Annotated in this window: 18 protein-coding genes; 2 read left to right on the top strand and 16 right to left on the bottom strand. The window is 68.3% G+C overall.

Annotated features, from left to right (window positions below; translation table 11 throughout):
• Nucleotides 1-54 precede the first annotated feature (54 nt).
• The gene (gene hisS, locus AC5ZH6_RS11760) at nucleotides 55-1,320 is read right to left on the bottom strand and encodes a histidine--tRNA ligase (RefSeq protein WP_020171438.1); all 1,266 of its coding nucleotides are present in this window, start codon (nucleotides 1,318-1,320) and stop codon (nucleotides 55-57) included.
• Complete coding sequence (locus tag AC5ZH6_RS11755; protein ID WP_014359896.1) at nucleotides 1,317-2,048, bottom strand: MBL fold metallo-hydrolase; 732 nt, start codon at nucleotides 2,046-2,048, stop codon at nucleotides 1,317-1,319. The genes hisS and AC5ZH6_RS11755 overlap by 4 nt, the downstream gene beginning before the upstream one ends.
• A 215-nt stretch (nucleotides 2,049-2,263) precedes the next feature.
• On the opposite strand from AC5ZH6_RS11755, the gene AC5ZH6_RS11750 reads away from it, so the two are divergent.
• Complete coding sequence (locus tag AC5ZH6_RS11750) at nucleotides 2,264-3,367, top strand: peptidylprolyl isomerase (RefSeq protein ID WP_211545040.1); 1,104 nt, start codon at nucleotides 2,264-2,266, stop codon at nucleotides 3,365-3,367.
• Nucleotides 3,368-3,420: 53 nt separating this feature from the next.
• On the opposite strand, the gene AC5ZH6_RS11745 is transcribed toward AC5ZH6_RS11750, so the two are convergent.
• The 10 genes from AC5ZH6_RS11745 to ruvC form a co-directional block, all read right to left on the bottom strand.
• Nucleotides 3,421-5,841: a RelA/SpoT family protein gene (locus AC5ZH6_RS11745; RefSeq protein WP_211545042.1), complete on the bottom strand. Its 2,421-nt coding sequence runs from the start codon at nucleotides 5,839-5,841 to the stop codon at nucleotides 3,421-3,423.
• 168 nt (nucleotides 5,842-6,009) lie between these two features.
• Nucleotides 6,010-6,723 (bottom strand): PBS lyase heat domain-containing protein repeat-containing protein, encoded by a 714-nt coding sequence (locus tag AC5ZH6_RS11740; RefSeq protein ID WP_079929595.1) that lies wholly within the window; start codon nucleotides 6,721-6,723, stop codon nucleotides 6,010-6,012.
• Nucleotides 6,724-6,749: 26 nt separating this feature from the next.
• Nucleotides 6,750-7,367 (bottom strand): adenine phosphoribosyltransferase, encoded by a 618-nt coding sequence (locus AC5ZH6_RS11735; RefSeq protein ID WP_249155058.1) that lies wholly within the window; start codon nucleotides 7,365-7,367, stop codon nucleotides 6,750-6,752.
• The gene (locus tag AC5ZH6_RS11730; protein ID WP_288337944.1) at nucleotides 7,349-9,049 is read right to left on the bottom strand and encodes an ABC transporter substrate-binding protein; all 1,701 of its coding nucleotides are present in this window, start codon (nucleotides 9,047-9,049) and stop codon (nucleotides 7,349-7,351) included. Before AC5ZH6_RS11730 ends, AC5ZH6_RS11735 begins: the two co-directional genes overlap by 19 nt.
• A 65-nt stretch (nucleotides 9,050-9,114) precedes the next feature.
• Nucleotides 9,115-10,350 (bottom strand): protein translocase subunit SecF, encoded by a 1,236-nt coding sequence (gene secF, locus AC5ZH6_RS11725; protein WP_014359890.1) that lies wholly within the window; start codon nucleotides 10,348-10,350, stop codon nucleotides 9,115-9,117.
• The gene (gene secD / locus AC5ZH6_RS11720) at nucleotides 10,347-12,152 is read right to left on the bottom strand and encodes a protein translocase subunit SecD (RefSeq protein WP_014359889.1); all 1,806 of its coding nucleotides are present in this window, start codon (nucleotides 12,150-12,152) and stop codon (nucleotides 10,347-10,349) included. The genes secF and secD overlap by 4 nt, the downstream gene beginning before the upstream one ends.
• A 237-nt stretch (nucleotides 12,153-12,389) precedes the next feature.
• Nucleotides 12,390-12,812, bottom strand: coding sequence for a preprotein translocase subunit YajC (gene yajC / locus AC5ZH6_RS11715; RefSeq protein WP_006370218.1), 423 nt, complete (start codon nucleotides 12,810-12,812; stop codon nucleotides 12,390-12,392).
• Nucleotides 12,813-13,089: 277 nt separating this feature from the next.
• The gene (ruvB, locus tag AC5ZH6_RS11710) at nucleotides 13,090-14,223 is read right to left on the bottom strand and encodes a Holliday junction branch migration DNA helicase RuvB (RefSeq protein ID WP_211545056.1); all 1,134 of its coding nucleotides are present in this window, start codon (nucleotides 14,221-14,223) and stop codon (nucleotides 13,090-13,092) included.
• The gene (gene ruvA, locus AC5ZH6_RS11705) at nucleotides 14,220-14,816 is read right to left on the bottom strand and encodes a Holliday junction branch migration protein RuvA (protein ID WP_006370216.1); all 597 of its coding nucleotides are present in this window, start codon (nucleotides 14,814-14,816) and stop codon (nucleotides 14,220-14,222) included. The genes ruvB and ruvA overlap by 4 nt, the downstream gene beginning before the upstream one ends.
• On the bottom strand, nucleotides 14,813-15,406 hold the full coding sequence (gene ruvC, locus AC5ZH6_RS11700; RefSeq protein WP_006370215.1) for a crossover junction endodeoxyribonuclease RuvC: 594 nt from the start codon (nucleotides 15,404-15,406) through the stop codon (nucleotides 14,813-14,815). The genes ruvA and ruvC overlap by 4 nt, the downstream gene beginning before the upstream one ends.
• 108 nt (nucleotides 15,407-15,514) lie before the next feature.
• Here ruvC and AC5ZH6_RS11695 point away from each other — a divergent pair, with 108 nt between their 5' ends.
• Nucleotides 15,515-16,135: a nucleoside/nucleotide kinase family protein gene (locus tag AC5ZH6_RS11695; RefSeq protein ID WP_006370214.1), complete on the top strand. Its 621-nt coding sequence runs from the start codon at nucleotides 15,515-15,517 to the stop codon at nucleotides 16,133-16,135.
• 51 nt (nucleotides 16,136-16,186) lie between these two features.
• Here the strand turns inward: AC5ZH6_RS11695 and AC5ZH6_RS11690 are convergent, their stop codons facing one another.
• The 4 genes from AC5ZH6_RS11690 to AC5ZH6_RS11675 all read right to left on the bottom strand — a co-directional run bounded on the left by AC5ZH6_RS11690 (nucleotide 16,187) and on the right by AC5ZH6_RS11675 (nucleotide 19,087).
• Nucleotides 16,187-16,939, bottom strand: a complete 753-nt coding sequence (locus tag AC5ZH6_RS11690) for a YebC/PmpR family DNA-binding transcriptional regulator (protein ID WP_006370213.1) — start codon at nucleotides 16,937-16,939, stop codon at nucleotides 16,187-16,189.
• Between the two features lie 127 nt (nucleotides 16,940-17,066).
• On the bottom strand, nucleotides 17,067-17,678 hold the full coding sequence (gene pdxT / locus AC5ZH6_RS11685; RefSeq protein WP_035727995.1) for a pyridoxal 5'-phosphate synthase glutaminase subunit PdxT: 612 nt from the start codon (nucleotides 17,676-17,678) through the stop codon (nucleotides 17,067-17,069).
• On the bottom strand, nucleotides 17,675-18,529 hold the full coding sequence (locus tag AC5ZH6_RS11680) for an acyl-CoA thioesterase (protein WP_006370211.1): 855 nt from the start codon (nucleotides 18,527-18,529) through the stop codon (nucleotides 17,675-17,677). The genes pdxT and AC5ZH6_RS11680 overlap by 4 nt, the downstream gene beginning before the upstream one ends.
• A 93-nt stretch (nucleotides 18,530-18,622) precedes the next feature.
• Complete coding sequence (locus AC5ZH6_RS11675; RefSeq protein ID WP_370530199.1) at nucleotides 18,623-19,087, bottom strand: helix-turn-helix transcriptional regulator; 465 nt, start codon at nucleotides 19,085-19,087, stop codon at nucleotides 18,623-18,625.
• Between the last annotated feature and the right edge of the window lie 110 nt (nucleotides 19,088-19,197).

Raw genomic sequence — 19,197 nt, 5'->3', positions numbered from 1 at the left:
GTATGACATTCCCTCCGGAAACCGGAGGGAACGTCATACGGATCGACGTGCGTTTCAGCCCAGCAGACCCCGTACCTCGTCGACGAGGCCGTCGAGCGAGGCCCGATGCTGGTCGCCGGTCGCGAGATTCTTGATCTCGATGGTGCGCTCGGCGAGCTCGCGATCACCGAGCACGAGCGCGAGCCGTGCCCCGGACCGGTCGGCCGCCTTCATCGCACCCTTCAGACCGCGATCGCCGTAGGCGAGATCGACGCTGATTCCCGCGGCCCGCAGAGTCCCTGCGACAGATACCAATTCGGCTTTCGCATCGGCGCCGAGCGGAACCCCGAAGACCTCGACGCGCGCGGCGTCGGCACCCGCGACGCCTTCCGCTTCGAGGGCGAGCATCGTGCGGTCGACGCCGAGGCCGAATCCGATCCCCGACAGATCCTGCTTACCGCCGATCTGCTGCATGAGGCCGTCGTAGCGTCCGCCGCCACCGATCCCCGACTGCGCACCCAGTCCGTCGTGGACGAATTCGAAGGTGGTCTTGGTGTAGTAGTCGAGTCCGCGTACCAGCCGCGGATTGATCTCGTAGGGCACGCCGAGCCGGTTCAGGTGGGCGAGCACGGTGTCGAAGTGTGCCCGCGCGTCGTCGCTCAGATAGTCCAGCAGCAGCGGCGCTTCGGCGGTGGCGGCCTTGATCTCGGGACGTTTGTCGTCGAGCACACGCAGCGGATTGATCTCGGCGCGTTGACGGGTCGGCTCGTCGAGGTTGAGCCCGAAGAGGAACTGCTGCAACGCTTCCCGATACCGGGGTCGGCTCTCGTCGTCGCCGAGGGAGGTGATTTCCAGCCGGAAGCCGGAGAGCCCGAGGCGTCGGTAACCCTCGTCGGCGATCGCGATGACCTCGGCGTCGAGGGCCGGATCGTCGACGCCGATGGCCTCCACACCGACCTGCTGGAGCTGGCGGTAGCGACCGGTCTGCGGCTTCTCGTACCGGAAGAACGGACCCGCATAGCAGAGTTTGACCGGCAACTGACCACGGTCGAGACCGTGTTGGATGACCGCGCGCATCACGCCTGCGGTGCCCTCCGGGCGCAGCGTGACCGAGCGGCCACCGCGGTCGGCGAAGGTGTACATCTCCTTGCTGACGACGTCGGTGGACTCACCCACCCCACGCGCGAACAGCGCGGTGTCCTCGAAAACGGGCAACTCGATGTGGCCGTACCCCGCACGCCGTGCCGCCTCGGTGAGTGTGTCGCGCACCTTGCGGAAGTCGGCCGAGGCCGGCGGGTAGTAGTCCGGGATACCCCGAGGTGCGGCGAAATCGTTGGTCACAGGCCCATTCGTCCCTTCTTCGCGGTACTGGTGCCCTCGGCGCCGCCGGCGAGACCGGCGAGGAACGGATTGCTCGCACGTTCGGCACCGATAGAGGTCTGCGGTCCGTGCCCGGGCAGGACCTGGGTGTCGTCGGTGCGGGTCAGCAGCCGAGCAGCAATGGAGTCGAGCAGCTGCTGATGGTTGCCGCCGGGCAGATCGGTACGGCCGATCGACCCGGAGAACAATACGTCACCGGAGAAACACACCGGGACGGTGTCACCGGCGCCGCTCTCGTCGACCGGCACATCGAGGGTCAGCAGCACCGAGCCCTGCGTGTGACCCGGTGCGTGGTCGACCGCCAGCCGCAGCCCGGCGATCTCCACCGTCTCGCCGTCGACGAAGTCGAGCACCTTGTCCGGTTCCCGGAACTCCAGCGACCCGATCACCGAGGAGAGCGCATGGCCGAGACCGATGCCCGGATCGGCGAGCATCGGCCGGTCCTCGGGGTGGATGTAGGCCGGGATCGAGAACTCGTCGCAGAGATCCGCGGCGGTCCACGTGTGATCGAGATGGCCGTGGGTCAGCAGTACCGCGACCGGGGTGAGATCATGCTCTGCCAGCACCTTCTTCGCCATCGGTGCCGCGTCCTGTCCGGGATCGATGACGACGGCCTCGCCACCGGGTGCCGGGGCGAGGATGTAGCAGTTGGTCTGGAACATGCCTGCGGGGAAGCCGGTGATCAGCATGGCTCCATTGTGTCTCATGGGAATCCGGCGGCCTCGGCCGCGGTCGGCGTACCAGCTCTTTTGTCGGCGCGAGCGTCGCCACGCCCGGCTGTGTCCTCGACCCGGTGCGGCGAGTTCACAGGAGATACTGGCACACTGCATGGGGTGTCCGGCGGGAGTCGGACGACGAGCAGAGCGCATACGACACCAAGCGCACACCGAGGAGGGGTCACAGCGTGGCGAGCAACAAGGAACCCGAGAAGCTGGGTGCCCACAACGATGCCGACAACGATGACCCGGCCACCTCGAGTCCGACGGGGCCGAACCTGAGCAAGAATCCCTCCGATCCCGCGGGCGACGGACCCGCGGATCCGGCGACGGCCGACCGGGCGCTGACCAACGAGCAACGACGCGAGGCCGCCAAGCGCAAGCTCGAGGAACGGCTGGAGCGCGAACGCGCGGCTGCCCGCAAACGCAAGGTCCTCATCGGTTCGGTTTCGGGTGTGGTGGTCATCGCGGTACTGGCGACCGCCACCTACTTCATCGTCGACAAGATCCAGACCGATCGATTCAACGCCTCGCACACGACGTGCGATTACGTCGCCAAGGACAGCAACTTCAAGCAGATCCCGACGACGGTTCCCGCCGAGATCACCGATCCCGCCCAGCGCGCGCTCTATCAGGAGCAGATCGACAAGGTGAAGGCCGGCGAGTCCAAGCAGAAGACCGCGCCGATGCCCGACAAGACGCAGGCCAAGGACGGCACGTCCACGCTCACCCTGACCACCACGCAGGGTGTCGTGCCGGTCGATCTCAATCGCACCGGTGCTCCGTGTAACACCGGCGCGGTCATCTCGCTCGCCGATCACGGCTACTACGACAACAGCCCGTGCCATCGGATGACGACCGCGGCGCTGAAGGTCCTGCAGTGCGGTGACCCGACCGGCACCGGTCTCGGCCAGCCCGGCTGGACGAGCCCCGACGAGCCGCCGACCGATCTCAAGCCGTCCGGTCAGGCCAACCCGATGACCGGCCAGCAGGCCGTCACCTACCCGCGCGGGACCGTCGCGATCGCCAACAGCGGTAGCGCCCAGCAGGGTGAGGCGAATTCCGGTGGGTCGGCGCAATTCTTCATCCTCATCCAGGACGGCACCCTGCCAGCGAGTTACGCGGTGGTCGGCACCGTCGCACCTGACGGTATGAAGGTCATCGACAAGGTGTTCGCCGGTGGCGTGAACCCCGGCATCGGACCCAACCAGACGACCGGCGCGTACGAGCGCACCGCCGACGACGGCTCACCGAAGCTGCCGATCACCATCGAGACCGCCAAGGTCTCCTGACGCCGATCTCGCCACGGCCCGGCCGTGGCGAGACCCATCAGGCCGCCGACTTCTCAGGCAGCCGAGGTGACGCGGTACACGTCGTAGACGCCTTCGACATTGCGGACGACGTTCAAGACGTGTCCGAGGTGCTTCGGGTCGCCCATCTCGAAGGTGAATTTGCTGATCGCGACGCGATCGCGGCTGGTGGTGACCGATGCCGAGAGGATGTTCACCCGTTCGTCGGCGAGCACCTTGGTCACGTCGGAGAGCAGCCGGTGACGGTCGAGCGCCTCGACCTGGATGGCGACGAGGAAGATCGATTCGGGTGACGGCGCCCAGGAGACGTCGATGATCCGTTCGGACTGATCGCGCAAGGCGGTGGCGTTGGTGCAGTCGGTGCGGTGCACGCTGATCCCGCCACCGCGGGTCACGAAGCCCATGATCTCGTCACCGGGTACCGGGGTGCAGCACTTGGCGAGCTTGATCAGCACATTGTCGACGCCCTCGACGACCACGCCGGCATCACCGCCCTGACGGGAACGGCTGGGCATGGTCGACGGGGTGGAGCGCTCGGCGATCTGCTCGGCGGCCTCGTCGATGCCACCGAGAGCGGCGACGAGACGGTTCACCACATGCCGAGCCGAGACGTGGTTCTCCCCGACCGCGGTGTAGAGCGCGCTGACATCGGTGTACCGCAATTCCTTTGCGACCGCGGCCATCGAGTCCGCACTCATCAATCGCTGCAGCGGCAGTCCCCCGCGGCGGACCTCCTTGGCGATGGCGTCCTTGCCGTGCTCGAGCGCCTCCTCGCGCCGCTCCTTGGCAAACCACTGCCGGATCTTGGCCTTCGCACGTGGTGAGACGACGAAGTTCTGCCAGTCCTTGCTGGGCCCGGCCGTGGGCGCCTTCGAGGTGAACACCTCGACGACCTCACCGTTCTCGAGGGTCCGTTCGAGGGCGACGAGCCGGCCGTTGACACGTGCGCCGATACAGCGGTGACCGACCTCGGTGTGCACCGCGTAAGCGAAATCGACCGGTGTCGACCCGGCGGGCAGCGTGATCACATCACCCTTCGGGGTGAACACGAAGATCTCCTTGACCGCGAGGTCGTAGCGCAGCGACTCCAGGAACTCCCCCGGGTCGGCGGCTTCTCGCTGCCAGTCGAGGAGTTGGCGCATCCACGCCATGTCGTCGACCTCGGCGACGTCGGATTTGCGACCCTTGCGATCCTTGTAGCCACTCTCCTTGTATCGCCAGTGCGCGGCGATGCCGAACTCGGCGGTGCGGTGCATGTCGTAGGTGCGGATCTGCACCTCGAGGGGTTTGCCCTCGGGGCCGATCACCGTGGTGTGCAAGGACTGGTAGACCCCGAACCGTGGCTGGGCGATGTAGTCCTTGAACCGGCCCGCCATCGGCTGCCACAGCGAGTGCACCACGCCGACCGCGGCGTAACAGTCGCGCACCTCGTCACACAGGATGCGCATGCCGACGAGATCATGGATGTCGTCGAATTCGCGGCCCTTGACGATCATCTTCTGATAGATCGACCAGTAGTGCTTGGGCCGGCCCTCGACCGTCGCGGTGATCCGGGCCGAGGACAGCGCGTTGTTGATGTCGGCGCGCACCCGCGCAAGATAGGTGTCGCGTGAGGGTGCGCGGTCGGCGACCAGCCGCACGATCTCCTCGTACCGTTTGGGGTGCAGGATCGCGAAGGAGAGGTCCTCGAGCTCCCACTTGACCGTCGCCATACCGAGCCGATGGGCAAGGGGCGCAATGACTTCCAGCGTCTCTCGCGCCTTGCGGGCCTGCTTCTCCGGGGGCAGGAAGCGCATCGTGCGCATGTTGTGCAACCGGTCGGCGACCTTGATCACCAACACGCGTGGGTCACGGGCCATCGCGATGATCATCTTGCGGATCGTCTCGGCCTCCGCGGCGCTGCCGAGGGCCACCTTGTCGAGCTTGGTCACCCCGTCGACGAGGTGGGCGACCTCCGCCCCGAACTCCGATTCCAGTTGCTCGAGGCTGTATCCGGTGTCCTCGACGGTGTCGTGCAACAGCGCGGCGACCAGGGTGATGGTGTCCATACCGAGGTCGGCGAGGATCGTGGCCACAGCGAGCGGATGGGTGATGTAGGGGTCACCGGACTTGCGGTTCTGCCCCTGATGACGTTCGTCGGCGACGTCGTAGGCGCGTTGCAGCAACGCGACGTCGGCTTTCGGGTAGATCTCCCGGTGCAGGGTGACCAGCGGTTCGAGCACCGGACGAACCGGGCTGCGGGTCGCGGTCATCCGGCGCGCGAGGCGGGCACGCACCCGCCGCGACGCGGACGAATGTTGTGGCAACGCATCGTTGGGGTCGCCCGCTGCTGCGGACTCGGCCACTGCGGACTCTGCCACTGCGGACTTGGTCACTGCGGACTCGACCGATGCCGACTCCACCTCGGCGGGTCCGGCGTCGGTGATCGGGCCCGCGGTGTTCGGCTCGTCGGCCATCAGACCCTCCCTCGGCTTCGGCGGTGGACGCGGCGGGCGCATCGGATCGTTGCCTCACACCACAGGTCGGTCCCACCACACATGTCGCAAGTCTAATCCGCGCATTCGGGAGCACCGGCGGTCCGGCCGGAATGTGACGAGCCGGGCAGCCCGTGGCGGCATCACGGCTCAGCGATCGCCACGTATCCGCTTGAGCCGCGCCTTGCCGAGATTGGAGCGCACCACCCAGGCGACGTCGGGGTCCGGATCCTGTGACAGCGCGTCGAACACCGGCAATCCGGCGTCCGGGTCGGCGGCGACCGCGACGCTCCACCCGTATCCCAATCCCTTACGCAAGGTACGGGTGTCCGGTGCGCGCCGGCGTGCGTCGGGGACGGCACGCAATACGTCGGTGGCCCGTTCGCACACGTCGATCGCGTGGGCGGCCATCTCGGGGGTCCGCAGCAGCCTCGGTTCGCAGATCGCGGCGACCGCGGCGCGGGCGAGCAGGGGGCCGGGTCCGTCCGCCCACTCCCGTGCCACCGCGGCCATCGAGTCGGGATCGTCGTCACCCCACCGTTGCAGCGCCATGGCCACGCCCTCCCGTATCCGCCACCGCTCGTCGGCGGCGAGTTCACGCAGCCGGACAAGACCTTTCGAGCGGTCCTCGGCCGCACGGAGCAGACGTCCGATCCCAGCGGCCCCGCAGGTGGCCCGGTATTCGTCGGCGTCATCGACGGCCTGCCAGATCGTCGTGGCGGACGCCTCCTCCACGAAGGCGGCCAGCAAGGTCAGGTTCGCCCGTGGCCCGGGCAGACCCGAGTGCGCATCCAGATAGGCCAACCACCGCGCCGGCGCGTCGCCCAAGGCGGCGAGTTCGCGTCGATACTCCTCAACACCCATGCCCGCCAACGATTCTCATCGGTCGATCAGTCGGAGGTGACCGCGTGCACCGGAATGCCGGCGAATCCGTCGGCGATGTGGGCCCGACCGCCGAGCGCCGCGATCTCCATGATCACCGCGACCCCGATCACCTCGGCGCCGGCGCGACGGAGCAGTTCGGCCGCCGCCACCACGGTGCCGCCGGTGGCAAGGACGTCGTCGACGAGCAGTACCCGCGATCCGGTGATGTCGATTCCGCTCGCCGGGATCTCCAGTCGCGCACTGCCGTATTCGAGGTCGTAGTCGATCGAGTACACCGGTGGCGGGAGTTTCCCGCCCTTGCGGACGGCGAGGATTCCGACCCCCAGTTCCCGCGCGACGGCTCCACCGAGCAGGAAGCCGCGGGCGTCGATGCCCGCCACCAGATCGACCGACCCGCAGCCATGGGTCAGCGCCGTCACGATCGCCGACAACCCGTCGGGGTCGGCGAGCACCGGCGTCAGATCCTTGAAATCGATTCCCGGCGCCGGGAAATCGGCCACCATGCGGCCGTGTTCGGCGATCGCGGTTCGCGCCCGGGCCAGGGCGTCGACAGTCGGGGCGTCGACAGTCGGGGTGTCGGGGGTCGGGCTATCACTGTCCTTGCTCACTGGCTGCGTACCCATCGGTCCATGTTCCATCCCGTTCCGTTTCGCCCCGCACCTGCGACGACGTTGGTGATCCGATCATTCCAGCCATGCGCGCGGGGGGCGGCGAACAGCGGGATCGAGGGCACTTGAGCCCACGCCGCGTTCTCGATGGTCCGGACGAGCGCGAGTCGCTCGGATTCGAGATCGGTGACCGCCAGCGCGTCGATCGCGTCATTGACCTGCGGGTTCGAGAAGTTCGCCAGGTCGAGTGGGTCGTCTCCACGCAGTTGGTAGGCATCGCGGGCCTCGTCCGCGGCCCCCGCGGCGGCGAAGGCTGCGCCGTTGGCCACCAACAGCGCGTCGGCCGAGGAACCGAGTGTTCCGACCCCGTGGGTGTCGGCACCGGCATCGGTGACGGTGATTCCTGCGGGGGCACACGCGGTGGCGATGGCCGCGACCATCTGTTTCCAGCGCTCGGTCGGTGCGGCATAGCCGATACGCACCGTCTTGGCCGGTCGACCCCCGGCATCATCGGCCGCCTGGGCCAGCAGGTCACGGGCGCGCGGGAGATCGGGACGTGCGTATTGCGTGCCGAACTCGCCGTTCAGCGATGCGGCCAACTCGTCGCCCGGCGCGAGTACCCGCATATTCCACATCTGGGCCCCGTATCCGAATTGCCGGGCGAGCGCATCGCGTGGCACACATGAGGCGAAGGCCCGTCGCACCCGGGCGTCGGCGAACACCCCGCGCCCGGACAGCACGAGCCCCTCGACGCCGAGCGCCTGACCGGGCGCCCCGACCCGTAGTCCGGCACCGGCGGTGGCCGCGGCCGACGTGGCGCCCGACCGCATCTCGTCGGCGCCGGCGACGAGACCCCCGGTGACGTCGGCGACGTCGTAGTCGCCGTCGGCGATGCGTCCGGCGGCGTCGCTGCTGCGGCCGAAGATCGCGATCCGTGAGGTGGCCGGCGGATCACCCCACCACTTGTCGTTGGCCACCAGCACCACTCCGCCGGATGTCGAGTAGCTCGCGATCTTGTACGGTCCGGCGGACGGGAAGCGCTCGGGGTCGAGGTCTCCCGGGGCGAGGTCGAAGCCTGTGTTCCAGGCCGTGGCGATGCGCGCGATCGCGGCGCGGTTGCCGGTGCGGATCGGGTCGGCCACGTCGGGGACCCCGGCGGCGCGGGCCACCACCTGCGCCGGCAGCAACGTGCCGGCGCCGAACAGCGAGGCCCAGTCGGAGGGGTCACGTCCGGCGGCGAAGGTGACGGTTGCCGTCTTGTCTCCGGGCGCGCAGTCGACGGAGTCGATGTCGCGATAGCCCGCGGTGGTCGCCGGGGTGAACTGGCCGAATCGCCCGCTCATCGCCGCCCAGGCCAGCACGAGGTCGTCGCAATCCATCGCCGTGCCGTCGGAATACGTTGCGCGCGGGTTGAATTGGTACTTCAGGGTCAGCCGGGTACCGGGCTCGCGGGTGACCGTGCCGACATCACGGTCGGGGGTGACCTGTCCGGCGTCGCCGAGATAGCTGAACCCGGGGAGCACGCGCGTGAACGCCATCAGCACGCCGTCGGCGTTGCCGTTCTCGGTGTTCGCGTTGTAGCTGCGGATGTCGGCGTCGACGACGTAGTTGATCGTCGGAGGCGCATCGTCCCGGGAGCAACCGGCGATCAGCCCGGCACCCACCACCAGGATCACCACCAGGACTGCGGACCTCATCACCGGTGTGGTCGTGCCATGCCAACACCTGGATTGCCGACCTCTGGATGCCACGACTGCCGAGACTATCGCGCGCGACGCCGTTTCCCGCTCGGTGCCGTCGGGGTGTCGTCCTCGGCGGCTCCCCGACCGGTCGCCGCCCGGGACGGACGGCGACGCGGCGGTGTGTTGCCGACGTCCGGGTCCTGCCCGGCGGCGATGGCCGCGCGTCGATCCAGTACGCGGGCGGTGTGGCGGGCGATCTCACGACGCCGTTCCTTGAGCGTCACCAGCAGCGGGGTCGCGAGGAAGATCGACGAGTAGGTGCCGACCACGACGCCGACGAGCTGGATCAGCGCCAGATCCTTCAACGTGCCGACCCCGAGCAGCCACACGGCGATGACCATCAGCGCGATGATCGGCAGCACCGAGATGATCGTGGTGTTGATCGAGCGCATCAGGGTCTGGTTCACCGCGAGGTTGGCCTGCTCGGCGTAGGTGCGACGCGTCGTCTGTAGTACCGAACGGGTGTTCTCCGAGACCTTGTCGAACACGACGACGGTGTCGTAGAGCGAGAAACCGAGGATGGTCAGCAAACCGATGACGGTGGCCGGGGTGACCTCGAAACCGACCAGCGAATACACCCCGGCCGTGCAGATGATGTCGAAGAACAGGGTCGCCAGCGCGGCGATCGACATCTCCCGGTCGAAGCGCACCGCGATGTAGACGAAGACGATCACCAGGAACACGGCGAGGGCGAGCAACATCTTCTCGGTGATCTCACGTCCCCACGTGGAACTCACCTCGGAGATGCTGACGTCGGCGGCCTTGAGTGTCGGCGCATACGCGTCGGTGAGGGCGACCGTCACTGCGCGTGCCTGCTCGGCACTGAGCGCATCGGTGCGCACCTGCACCGTTTCGCTCGACCCCGACCCGGCGGTCTGTACCGAATCCGGGGCACTGCCGAGCGCCTTGCCGACGATGTCCTCGACGGACTGGCTGGTGATGCCCTGCGACACCGGGATCGAGATCTGCGTGCCGCCCTCGAAATCGATACCGAAGGTGAACTGGCGCACGCCGATCGAGATGATGCCGACCGCGAGGATCAGCGCGGTCACGAGGTACCACATACGGCGTTTACCGATGACCTCGAAGGCGCCGGTGCCGGTATAGAGGCGCGAGAGGAACGACCGGGAGGTGTCGGCGCGGAAGTCGGCATCACTGCCGGCGATCGTCACCGCCGTCGCGGTCGCGGTACCCGACTCCTCGCCCGTCGTCGTGCTGCCGGTCGGTGCACCGGTGCTCCGATTGCTGCCGGTCATTTCGCCGATCCCTTCGTCGGACCAGAGGGGGTCGAGTCGGTCGATGTCGAGGCCGCGCCTGTCGCTGCCGCGCTTGATGCCGGCGTCTTGGACGGACTGAGGTTCGACACCCGTTCGGCCCGTGAAGTTCTGCGCGCTCGCGCGACCTCGCTGACCGCACCGAGTCCGTTGACCCGCGGTCGCGACAGGAACTCCGAGCGGCTGGCGAGCACGACGAGCGGGTGCGTGACCAGGAACACAACCACGATGTCGAGGATGGTGGTCAGGCCGAGGGTGAAGGCGAATCCGCGCACCTCGCCGACGGCGAGAATGTAGATGACCGCCGCGGCCAGGAAGCTGACGGCGTTACCCGACCAGATCGTGCGTCGCGCGCTCGCCCAGCCGCGCGGGACCGCGGACCGGAAACTTCGTCCCTCACGCATCTCGTCCTTGATGCGTTCGAAGTACACGACGAAGGAGTCTGCGGTCATACCGATACCGATGATCAGACCGGCGATACCGGCCAGATCCAGGGTGAACCCGATCCAGCGACCGAGCAGCACGATGATGCCGTAGACCATCACCAGCGACAGCAGCAACGACGCCACGGTGAGGAAGCCGAGCATGCGGTAATAGGCCAGCGCGTAGATCAGCACCGCGATCAACCCGATCGCACCGGCCAGGAGGCCGGCCCGCAACGAGGACAGACCCAGTGTGGCCGAGACGGTTTCGGCGTCGGAGGTGGAGAACGACAACGGCAGTGAACCGTACTTGAGCACGTTGGCGAGATCGGTGGCCTCGGCTTCGGTGAACGGCGAGCCGGTGATCTGGGTGGCCCCGCTGATCGCCTGGTTGATCACCGGCGCCGACACCACGCGGGTGTCGAGGGTGAACGCGGTCTGCTTGCCGATGTTGTTGGCGGTGTACTCCGGCCAGGTCGTCGCGGCGGCGCCCTTGTATTCGAGGCTGACGATCCACTCACCGGTCTGTGGGTCGGTGCCCGCACTGGCCGATTTCACATCCCGCCCATCGATGATCTCCGGCCCGAGCAGGTACACGGTCTTGCCGTCGGTGGAGCAGGCGACCAGGTATTCCTTCGGGTCGTCGTTGCCCAGCAGTGGGTCGTTGGCGCCGTTGGCGCAGTTCATCTTCGACATGTAGCCCTGCAGCGCCTGGGTGTTGGCGCCGGCGGGAGCCTGCCGGTTCTTCTTCTCCTGGGCGATCTGCGCGGCCACCTGGTCGGCGGGGAGTTCGTTGGAGTCCTGGGTGCGCGTGGTGTTGGGCGGCTGCGGCGTCGCCGGTGCCGAGGTCTCGACCGGACGCACGTACAGCCGGGCGGTCTGACCCAGCGATTTCGCCTGGGAGCCGTCCTGGCCGGGCACGGTGATGACCAGGTTGTTCCCGCTGACCACGACCTCCGAGCCGCTCACGCCGAGCCCGTTGACGCGCTGCTCGATGATCTGCTTCGCCTGGTTCAACTGGTCGCGGGTCGGCGCCTGGCCGTTGTCGGTGCGGGCGGTCAGCGTCACGCGGGTCCCGCCCTGCAGGTCGATGCCCAGCTTCGGTTCGGGCGAGCCGCCACCGGTGAGGAAGACGAGGAGATAGACGAGGGCGAGGAGCGCGACGAACGCCGTCAGCGGCTGCCACGGCGGGATCTCGATCGACGACGAGCGGCCCGGCGGACGGCGCCGGGTGCCCTTCTTCGATCCCCCCGCCGACCGCGATCGGGTCGATTGGCCCGGCGCCTTCCGACCGCCGGGACCCGCCGTCCCGGTCGAATCGGCGGCGGCTCCCTTCGATTCGGCCCCACGCGAAAAACTCACGTACTCGATCTCCTTTGATGAGCGTCGACCGGCGCACCTGGGCACACTCGTCGACGCGGACTACGCGGCGCGAACAGCCCGAGGGCCTCGATCGCGCGATCGAGTGGCCACTCTACTGCCCCGCCCGCGCAGAACGGCACGCCACCGCCCCCGACGGCCCGGCGTCACGGGCGACAGCCCTCCCCCCGGTGGGCCCGACGGGTCGGTCAAGCGGCCTGCGGTCGGTGTCGGGTGTTCCTACTTGTCCGAGTCGGCGGACGTGTCGCCGCCGGACTTGTCGAGGTTCGGCCGATCGGTGGTGACGTCGGTGGGGGTGATCGTCTCGGGCGCCTCGTCGATCGCCTCGGCGTCGGCCGCGGCGAACGGCGGGGTGTAGCCGGGGTAGGTCGCGGCGGCCTCGTCGGTGGGTATCACGCGCATGACGGCCAGCCGGTTCCATCGGGTGACCAGGCCGGTCGCGATCTCGACGTCGATGTACTCCGACGAGGTCGCGTCGATCACGGTGCCGAAAAGTCCGCTCGACAGCTGGATGCGGGTACCGGTCTGGACGGAGTTCTGCATTTCCTGCGTCTCGGCGGCACGCTTCTTCTGCTTGCGCACCGAGAAGAACATGAAGCCGACCATCAGGACCAGCAGAAGTGGGAGAAACAGAGATTCCATCGAGGTGTCGTCGTCCTTGTCGTATCGAGATCGTCACCCGCGGCGCGGCGCTGATGCCACGCTCGGCGGGTCGCCGGTGAGGGGCTCCGGCGAAGTCACGCGCCCGCGACCCGTCGCCACGGGGTGATGATGATGACCACCGGTGACGTCGGCGCCGAGCGCACGCACTCCCTCCAGTGTGCCATGCGGGGCAAGTCGCTCCCAACGCCGAGAATGTCGGCTTTGTCGCATATATGCCGCAATGGCGCGATGAGAGGGTCGGACCTTCCTCGGGCGCTCAGATGTCGTCGAACAGCGACGGGCTGCCCATCTCGCGCGGGCGGACCCCGAAGGTCGCGTTGAGTGCACCGGCGGGCGGTGTGAGTCCGAGGTGGTGCCACGCCGCTGCGGTCGCCACGCGTCCTCTCGGTGTGCGTGCGACCATCCCGGCGCGCACCAGGAACGGTTCGCACACCTCCTCGACGGTCGCCGGTTCCTCGCCGACGGCCACCGCCAGTGTCGACACCCCGACCGGCCCGCCACCGAATGCCCGGATCAATGCATCCAGGACGGCGCGGTCGAGGCGGTCGAACCCCAGTTCGTCGACGTCGTAGACGGCCAGCGCCGCACGTGAGATGTCGACGGTGATCACCCCGTCCCCGCGGACCTCGGCGTAGTCACGAACGCGCCGCAACAACCGGTTGGCGATGCGGGGCGTGCCCCGGGAGCGGCTCGCGATCTCCGAGGCGGCGTCGGCCTGCAGGTCGATGCCCAGGATCCCCGCCGATCGGCGCAGCACCCGGACCAGCTCGCCCGTCTCGTAGAACTCCATGTGTGCGGTGAACCCGAAGCGGTCACGCAGCGGGCCGGTCAGCGATCCGGATCGGGTGGTGGCCCCGACCAGGGTGAACGGTGCCACGTCGAGCGGAATCGAGGTCGCGCCGGGTCCCTTGCCGACGACCACGTCGACCCGGAAATCCTCCATCGCCAGATACAGCATCTCCTCGGCGGGCCGGGCGATCCGATGGATCTCGTCGATGAACAGCACGTCACCCTCGACCAGGTTGGACAGCATCGCCGCGAGGTCCCCGGCGCGTTCGAGAGCGGGCCCGGAGGTGACCCGGATGGCCGCACCCATCTCCCCGGCGATGATCATCGCCAGCGACGTCTTGCCCAGACCGGGTGGCCCCGACAGCAGGATGTGGTCGGGAGTGCTGCCACGTTTCTTCGCGCCGTGCAGCACCAGCTCGAGCTGTTCACACACCCGCGGTTGGCCGATGAACTCGGCGAGCGATCGCGGACGCAGCCCGGCGTCGAAGTCACCGTCGGAGCGCACCGGGGTCGCACTGACCTCCCGCTCCTCCTCGAGTCCATCGTCGGTGATGCGGTCGTCGGCGAGGCGGTCGTCGGCGAGGCGGTCGTCGGGGTTCATGCGGACTTCCCGAGCAGGGCCAGCGACCGGCGCAGCGCCATCGACGCGTCCGCATCCGGTTGCTCGGCGAGCACCGCGGCGACCGCCTTCTCCGCCGGCGCCGCGGTGAAGCCGAGTCCGACGAGCGCCTCGGCGACCTGACCGGCCACCCCGACCGGCCGCGCTCCCGCACCGCCGGCGGCGTCGGCGACCGGTCGGTCGACCTTGTCACGCAGTTCGACGACGAGCCGCTCGGCGACCCGCTTCCCGATACCCGGCACGCTCGTCAACGCCTTCACGTCGGAATCCGCCAGCGCCCGCCGCAACGCATCGGGCTCGAGTACCGCCAGCGTCGCCATCGCCAGACGTGGCCCGACACCGGTGACCGTCTGCAGCAGGGCGAACAACGCACGGGCGTCGGGTTCGGTGAACCCGTACAGGGTCATCGAGTCCTCGCGCACGATCATCGAGGTCAGCAGCGTCATCTCGTCGCCGCGTCGCATCCGCGAGAGTGTGTCGGGGGTCGCCAACACCCGGTAGCCCACCCCGGCGCAGTCGATGACGACGTGGTCGAGGGCGACCTCGACCACCGGTCCGCGTACCGACGCGATCATGAGCTCGTCCCCTTCCGCCCGGCCGGCACCGTCGCCGCGCGCGCCGCGGCGACCCGTTGCCGGTGTACCCGGGCCATCTGTTCGGCGCGCTGCTGTGCCTGTGCCATCCGTTCGATCATCGGTCCCCGCCAGCAATGGCAGATCGCGAGCGCGAGGGCGTCGGCGGCATCGGCCGGGCGGGGTTTGGTCTGCATTCCGAGGATACGGGTCACCATGGCGGTGACCTGCGCCTTGTCGGCGCGGCCGCTGCCGGTGACCGCGGCTTTCACCTCCGATGGGGTGTGAAAACGCACCGGCACGTCGCGTTGACCTGCGGCCAGCGCGATGACCCCGCCGGCCTGCGCGGTGCCCATCGCCGTCGACACCTGGTTCTGGGCGAAGACACGCTCGATCGCCACCACATCGGGCTGGTGGATGTCGAGCCAGTGGCTGGCCGCGGTGTACACCGCGAGTAGGCGTTGGGCGAGTTCCATGTCGGTGGGTGTGCGGACCACATCGACGTCGAGGGCGGTCACACTGCGACCACTCCCCGACTCGACCAGCGCGATCCCGCACCGGGTCAGCCCCGGGTCGACGCCCATCACCCGCACTCGACACTCCTCCACCGACAACGAACAGTTGTTCGAGATTCTAGCGACGCCGACCGACAGAGAGTGGGATCGACACGGCAACCCGTGGCGAACGAACACGGCCGAACCGTGGAGAATACGGCCGTGCCCGCCTACCGCCCGATCGACCCCGAGGGCCTGGTCGTCACGTGCGCCGAGAGGTGCGCGGCCCTGCCCGGTCAACCGGTGGTCGGGATCGACGGTGCGGTGGCGGCCCGGCCGGACCTGTTGGCGCTGCGGGTCATCGAGGTGCTGCGCTCCCGCGGACGTGCGGCGGAGGTCGTCCGGGTCGGCGACTACGTCCGCCCGGCCTCGCTGCGGCTCGAATGGGGACCGCACGACCCCGAGGCGTTCACCACCTCGTGGTACGACTTCGCGGCGCTGCGCCGGGAGGTACTCGACGGTATCCGCGACCACCGACGATGGTTGCCGCGGCTCTGGGATGAACTCTCCGACAGGTCATTTCGCGATCAACGGCTCGATGCCGCCTCCGGCCAGATCACTCTGATCGCCGGTGAGATGGTAGTGCGCGACGACCTCGACCTGGACCTGACGATCGCGCTGCGGATGAGTCGCGCGGCACTGTTACGCAGGACGCCGTCCGACCGGCAGTGGACGATCGACCCTTTGCTCGACCATCAACGCGACGCACCCGACCCCGACGTCGAGGTCCGCTACGACCATCCGGACCGGCCGGCGCTGCGGGGTTGAGGGCTGAGCGGTTGACACAGCTGAACCGATGCCGGCTGCGGTGTCGGGGGCTCAGCTGTCGAGTTCGGCGAGCACCTCGTCGCTGACGTCGACATTGCTGTACACGTTCTGGACGTCGTCGGAGTCCTCGAGCGCGTCGATCAGCTTGAACACCTTGCGCGCCCCCTCGGCGTCGACGGGCACCTCCACCGACGCACGGAAGTCGGCCTCGGCCGATTCGTAGTCGATGCCGGCCTCCTGCAGGGCGGTACGCACCGCGACGAGATCGGTCGGCTCGCTGACCACCTCGAACGTCTCGCCGAGGTCGTTGACCTCCTCGGCGCCGGCGTCGAGTACGGCCATCAGGATGTCGTCCTCACTCTGACCGTTCTTCTCCAGCGTCACCACACCCTTGCGGGTGAACAGGTAGGCCACCGACCCGGGATCGGCCATGTTGCCGCCGTTACGGGTCATCGCGGTCCGCACCTCGCCGGCGGCGCGATTGCGGTTGTCGGTGAGGCACTCGATCAGGATCGCAACACCGTTGGGGCCGTAGCCCTCGTAGGTGATGGTCTGCCAGTCGGCGCCACCGGCCTCTTCGCCGCCGCCCCGTTTGCGGGCCCGCTCGATGTTGTCGTTGGGCACCGACGACTTCTTGGCCTTCTGGATCGCGTCGTAGAGAGTCGGGTTACCGGCGGGGTCACCGCCACCGGTGCGCGCGGCGACCTCGATGTTCTTGATCAGCTTGGCGAACATCTTGCCGCGCTTGGCATCGATGACGGCCTTCTTGTGCTTGGTGGTCGCCCATTTTGAATGGCCGCTCATACGCTCTTCCGATCCTTCCCGTGCACCGGAGGAGCCCCTGACGGGGTGATCCGGGCAAGACTTCTGTGGAACACGTCACTACCTGTCGAACACGTCGGAGATCGATTCTACCGACGCGCCACCGGCGTCAATGGCGCACCATGTCGACGAAGTGCGCGTGCACCCGCCGATCACCGGTCACCTCGGGGTGGAACGAGGTGGCCAGCACGTTGCCCTGCCGCACCGCGACGATCCGCTCGGCGGCCGGACCACCAGGCACCCGGGCGAGCACTTCCACGTCGGCCCCGACCTTCTCCACCCAGGGCGCGCGGATGAACACCGCACGCATCGACGGCCCGTCGTCGGTGATGTGCTCGACGTCGAGATCGGTCTCGAAGGACTCCACCTGACGCCCGAAAGCATTGCGGCGCACCGTGATATCCAGCGCATCGAGATGCCGGGCGTCGGGTCGCGTGTCGAGGATGCGGGAGGCGAGCAGGATCATCCCGGCGCATGAACCGTAGGCGGGCATGCCCTCGGCGAGCCGCTCGCGCAGCGGTTCGAACAACTCGAAGATCCCGAGGAGTTTGCTCATCGTGGTCGACTCGCCACCGGGGATCACCAACCCGTCGACCCGGTCGAGTTCGGTCGGGCGGCGGACCGCGGACGCGTGCGCACCGGCACCGGTCAGGGCGGCGAGGTGCTCGCGGACATCACCTTGGAGTGCCAGCACCCCGATCCGAGGTCGGGTGCCGCTCACCGCTGTTGCCGGGCGTGCTGATCGGCGGGCATCACGCGTCCGGTCCGGCTCAGACCCTCCTGGGTCACTGCGGCGACCATCCGTCCGGCCCGGTCGAAGATGCGGCCCTGCGTCAGGGCGCGCCCGGCACCGGCCGACGGCGAGGTCTGGTCGTAGAGCAGCCATTCGTCGGCGCGGAAGCTCCGCATGAACCACATCGCGTGGTCGAGGGACGCCGATTGGGGTTCGACGCCGGGATGGGGCACCTTCGACGACCCGAGCAGGGTCATGTCGCTCATGTAGGCCAACGTGCACACGTGGATCGTCTGATCATCCGGCAGCGGTTTGCGGTAGCGAAACCACACCCGTTGCTGGGCGACGAAGAACGGTGAGGTGACCAGCTTGTCCGCCGGGACGATGCGGATGTCGAAGTTGTCCCACTCCTTGAACACCGCCTTCTCGTCGTCGCCGGCTTCGGCGTGCCGGTCGGGCAGATCCTCGGGCGCCGGTGCGGGCGGAATCGGGTCCTGGTGTTCGATGCCCTCGTCGGTGGTGACGTGGAACGACGCCGACATCGTGAAGATGGCCTCGCCGTTCTGTATTCCGGTCACCCGACGGGTGACGAAGGAACGGCCGTCACGGATGCGGTCGACGAGGAAGACCGCGGGAATGTCGGGGTTGCCGGGCCGCAGGAAGTACCCGTGCAACGAATGCACCGAGAACTCGTCGGAGACGGTCCGTGTCGCCGACACCAGCGCCTGGCCGGCAACCTGTCCGCCGAAGGTGCGTTGGAGCTGACTCTCGAAGGCCCCGCCCCGATAGATGTCGGTCTCGATGCGCTCGACCCTGAGGACGTCCTCGATCTCTGCCACCGGACCAGTATCCCGTATGGGTTCGGTTGCCACTCGAAAGGGCCTGTGCAGACGGCTCGGCGTGGCGCCCCGGGCGCTGCATGCCCGGATGCGTCACAGCTCGTCGAGACGAACCAGACCGTCCTGCACGGCGCGCGCGACGAGGGCCGCCTTGGTCGGCGCGGTGCGGCCGATCTCGGCGTACTTGGCGCGGATGCGCGTCAGGTGGGTGTTGACGGTGCCGAGGGAGATGAAGAGTTCTTGGGCCACAGCGGGTTTCGAGTCCACCATCAGCCAGGTGCGCAGCACCTCGATCTCGCGGTTGGTCAGGCTCGGCCGCGGCAGTTCGGGAGCGGCGGCTTCCTCGACGGGCCGCGGCGCCTCGGGCACCAGTCGCATGAGCGGGTTGGCCGGCATCGGCTGCTGACCGGGCAGCGGCATCCGGCGGGCGGCGAGCCGCGCGAGTGCCTCGGTGCGCCGGCGGTCGGCCTCGGCCCGGCGACGAGCGGCCTGGGCGAGCTGATTGGCGGGGATGTGGGAAACGACTGCGGTCATGGTGTCCTCCTGGATTCGCGTCATGCGTTGGGCTCCGTTGCCCCGATGCAGAAGACGTTATGAGCGATCCGACGGGAGGTCGATGGGGAGAACTCCCCTGCCCATGGGTAGAACTACCCATGGGATAAGCGCAG

The sequence above is a fragment of the Gordonia sp. YC-XJ4 genome (assembly GCF_059511865.1).
Note: the sequence above shows the minus strand (reverse complement) of the source record. Positions and strands in the feature narration are given on the sequence as shown.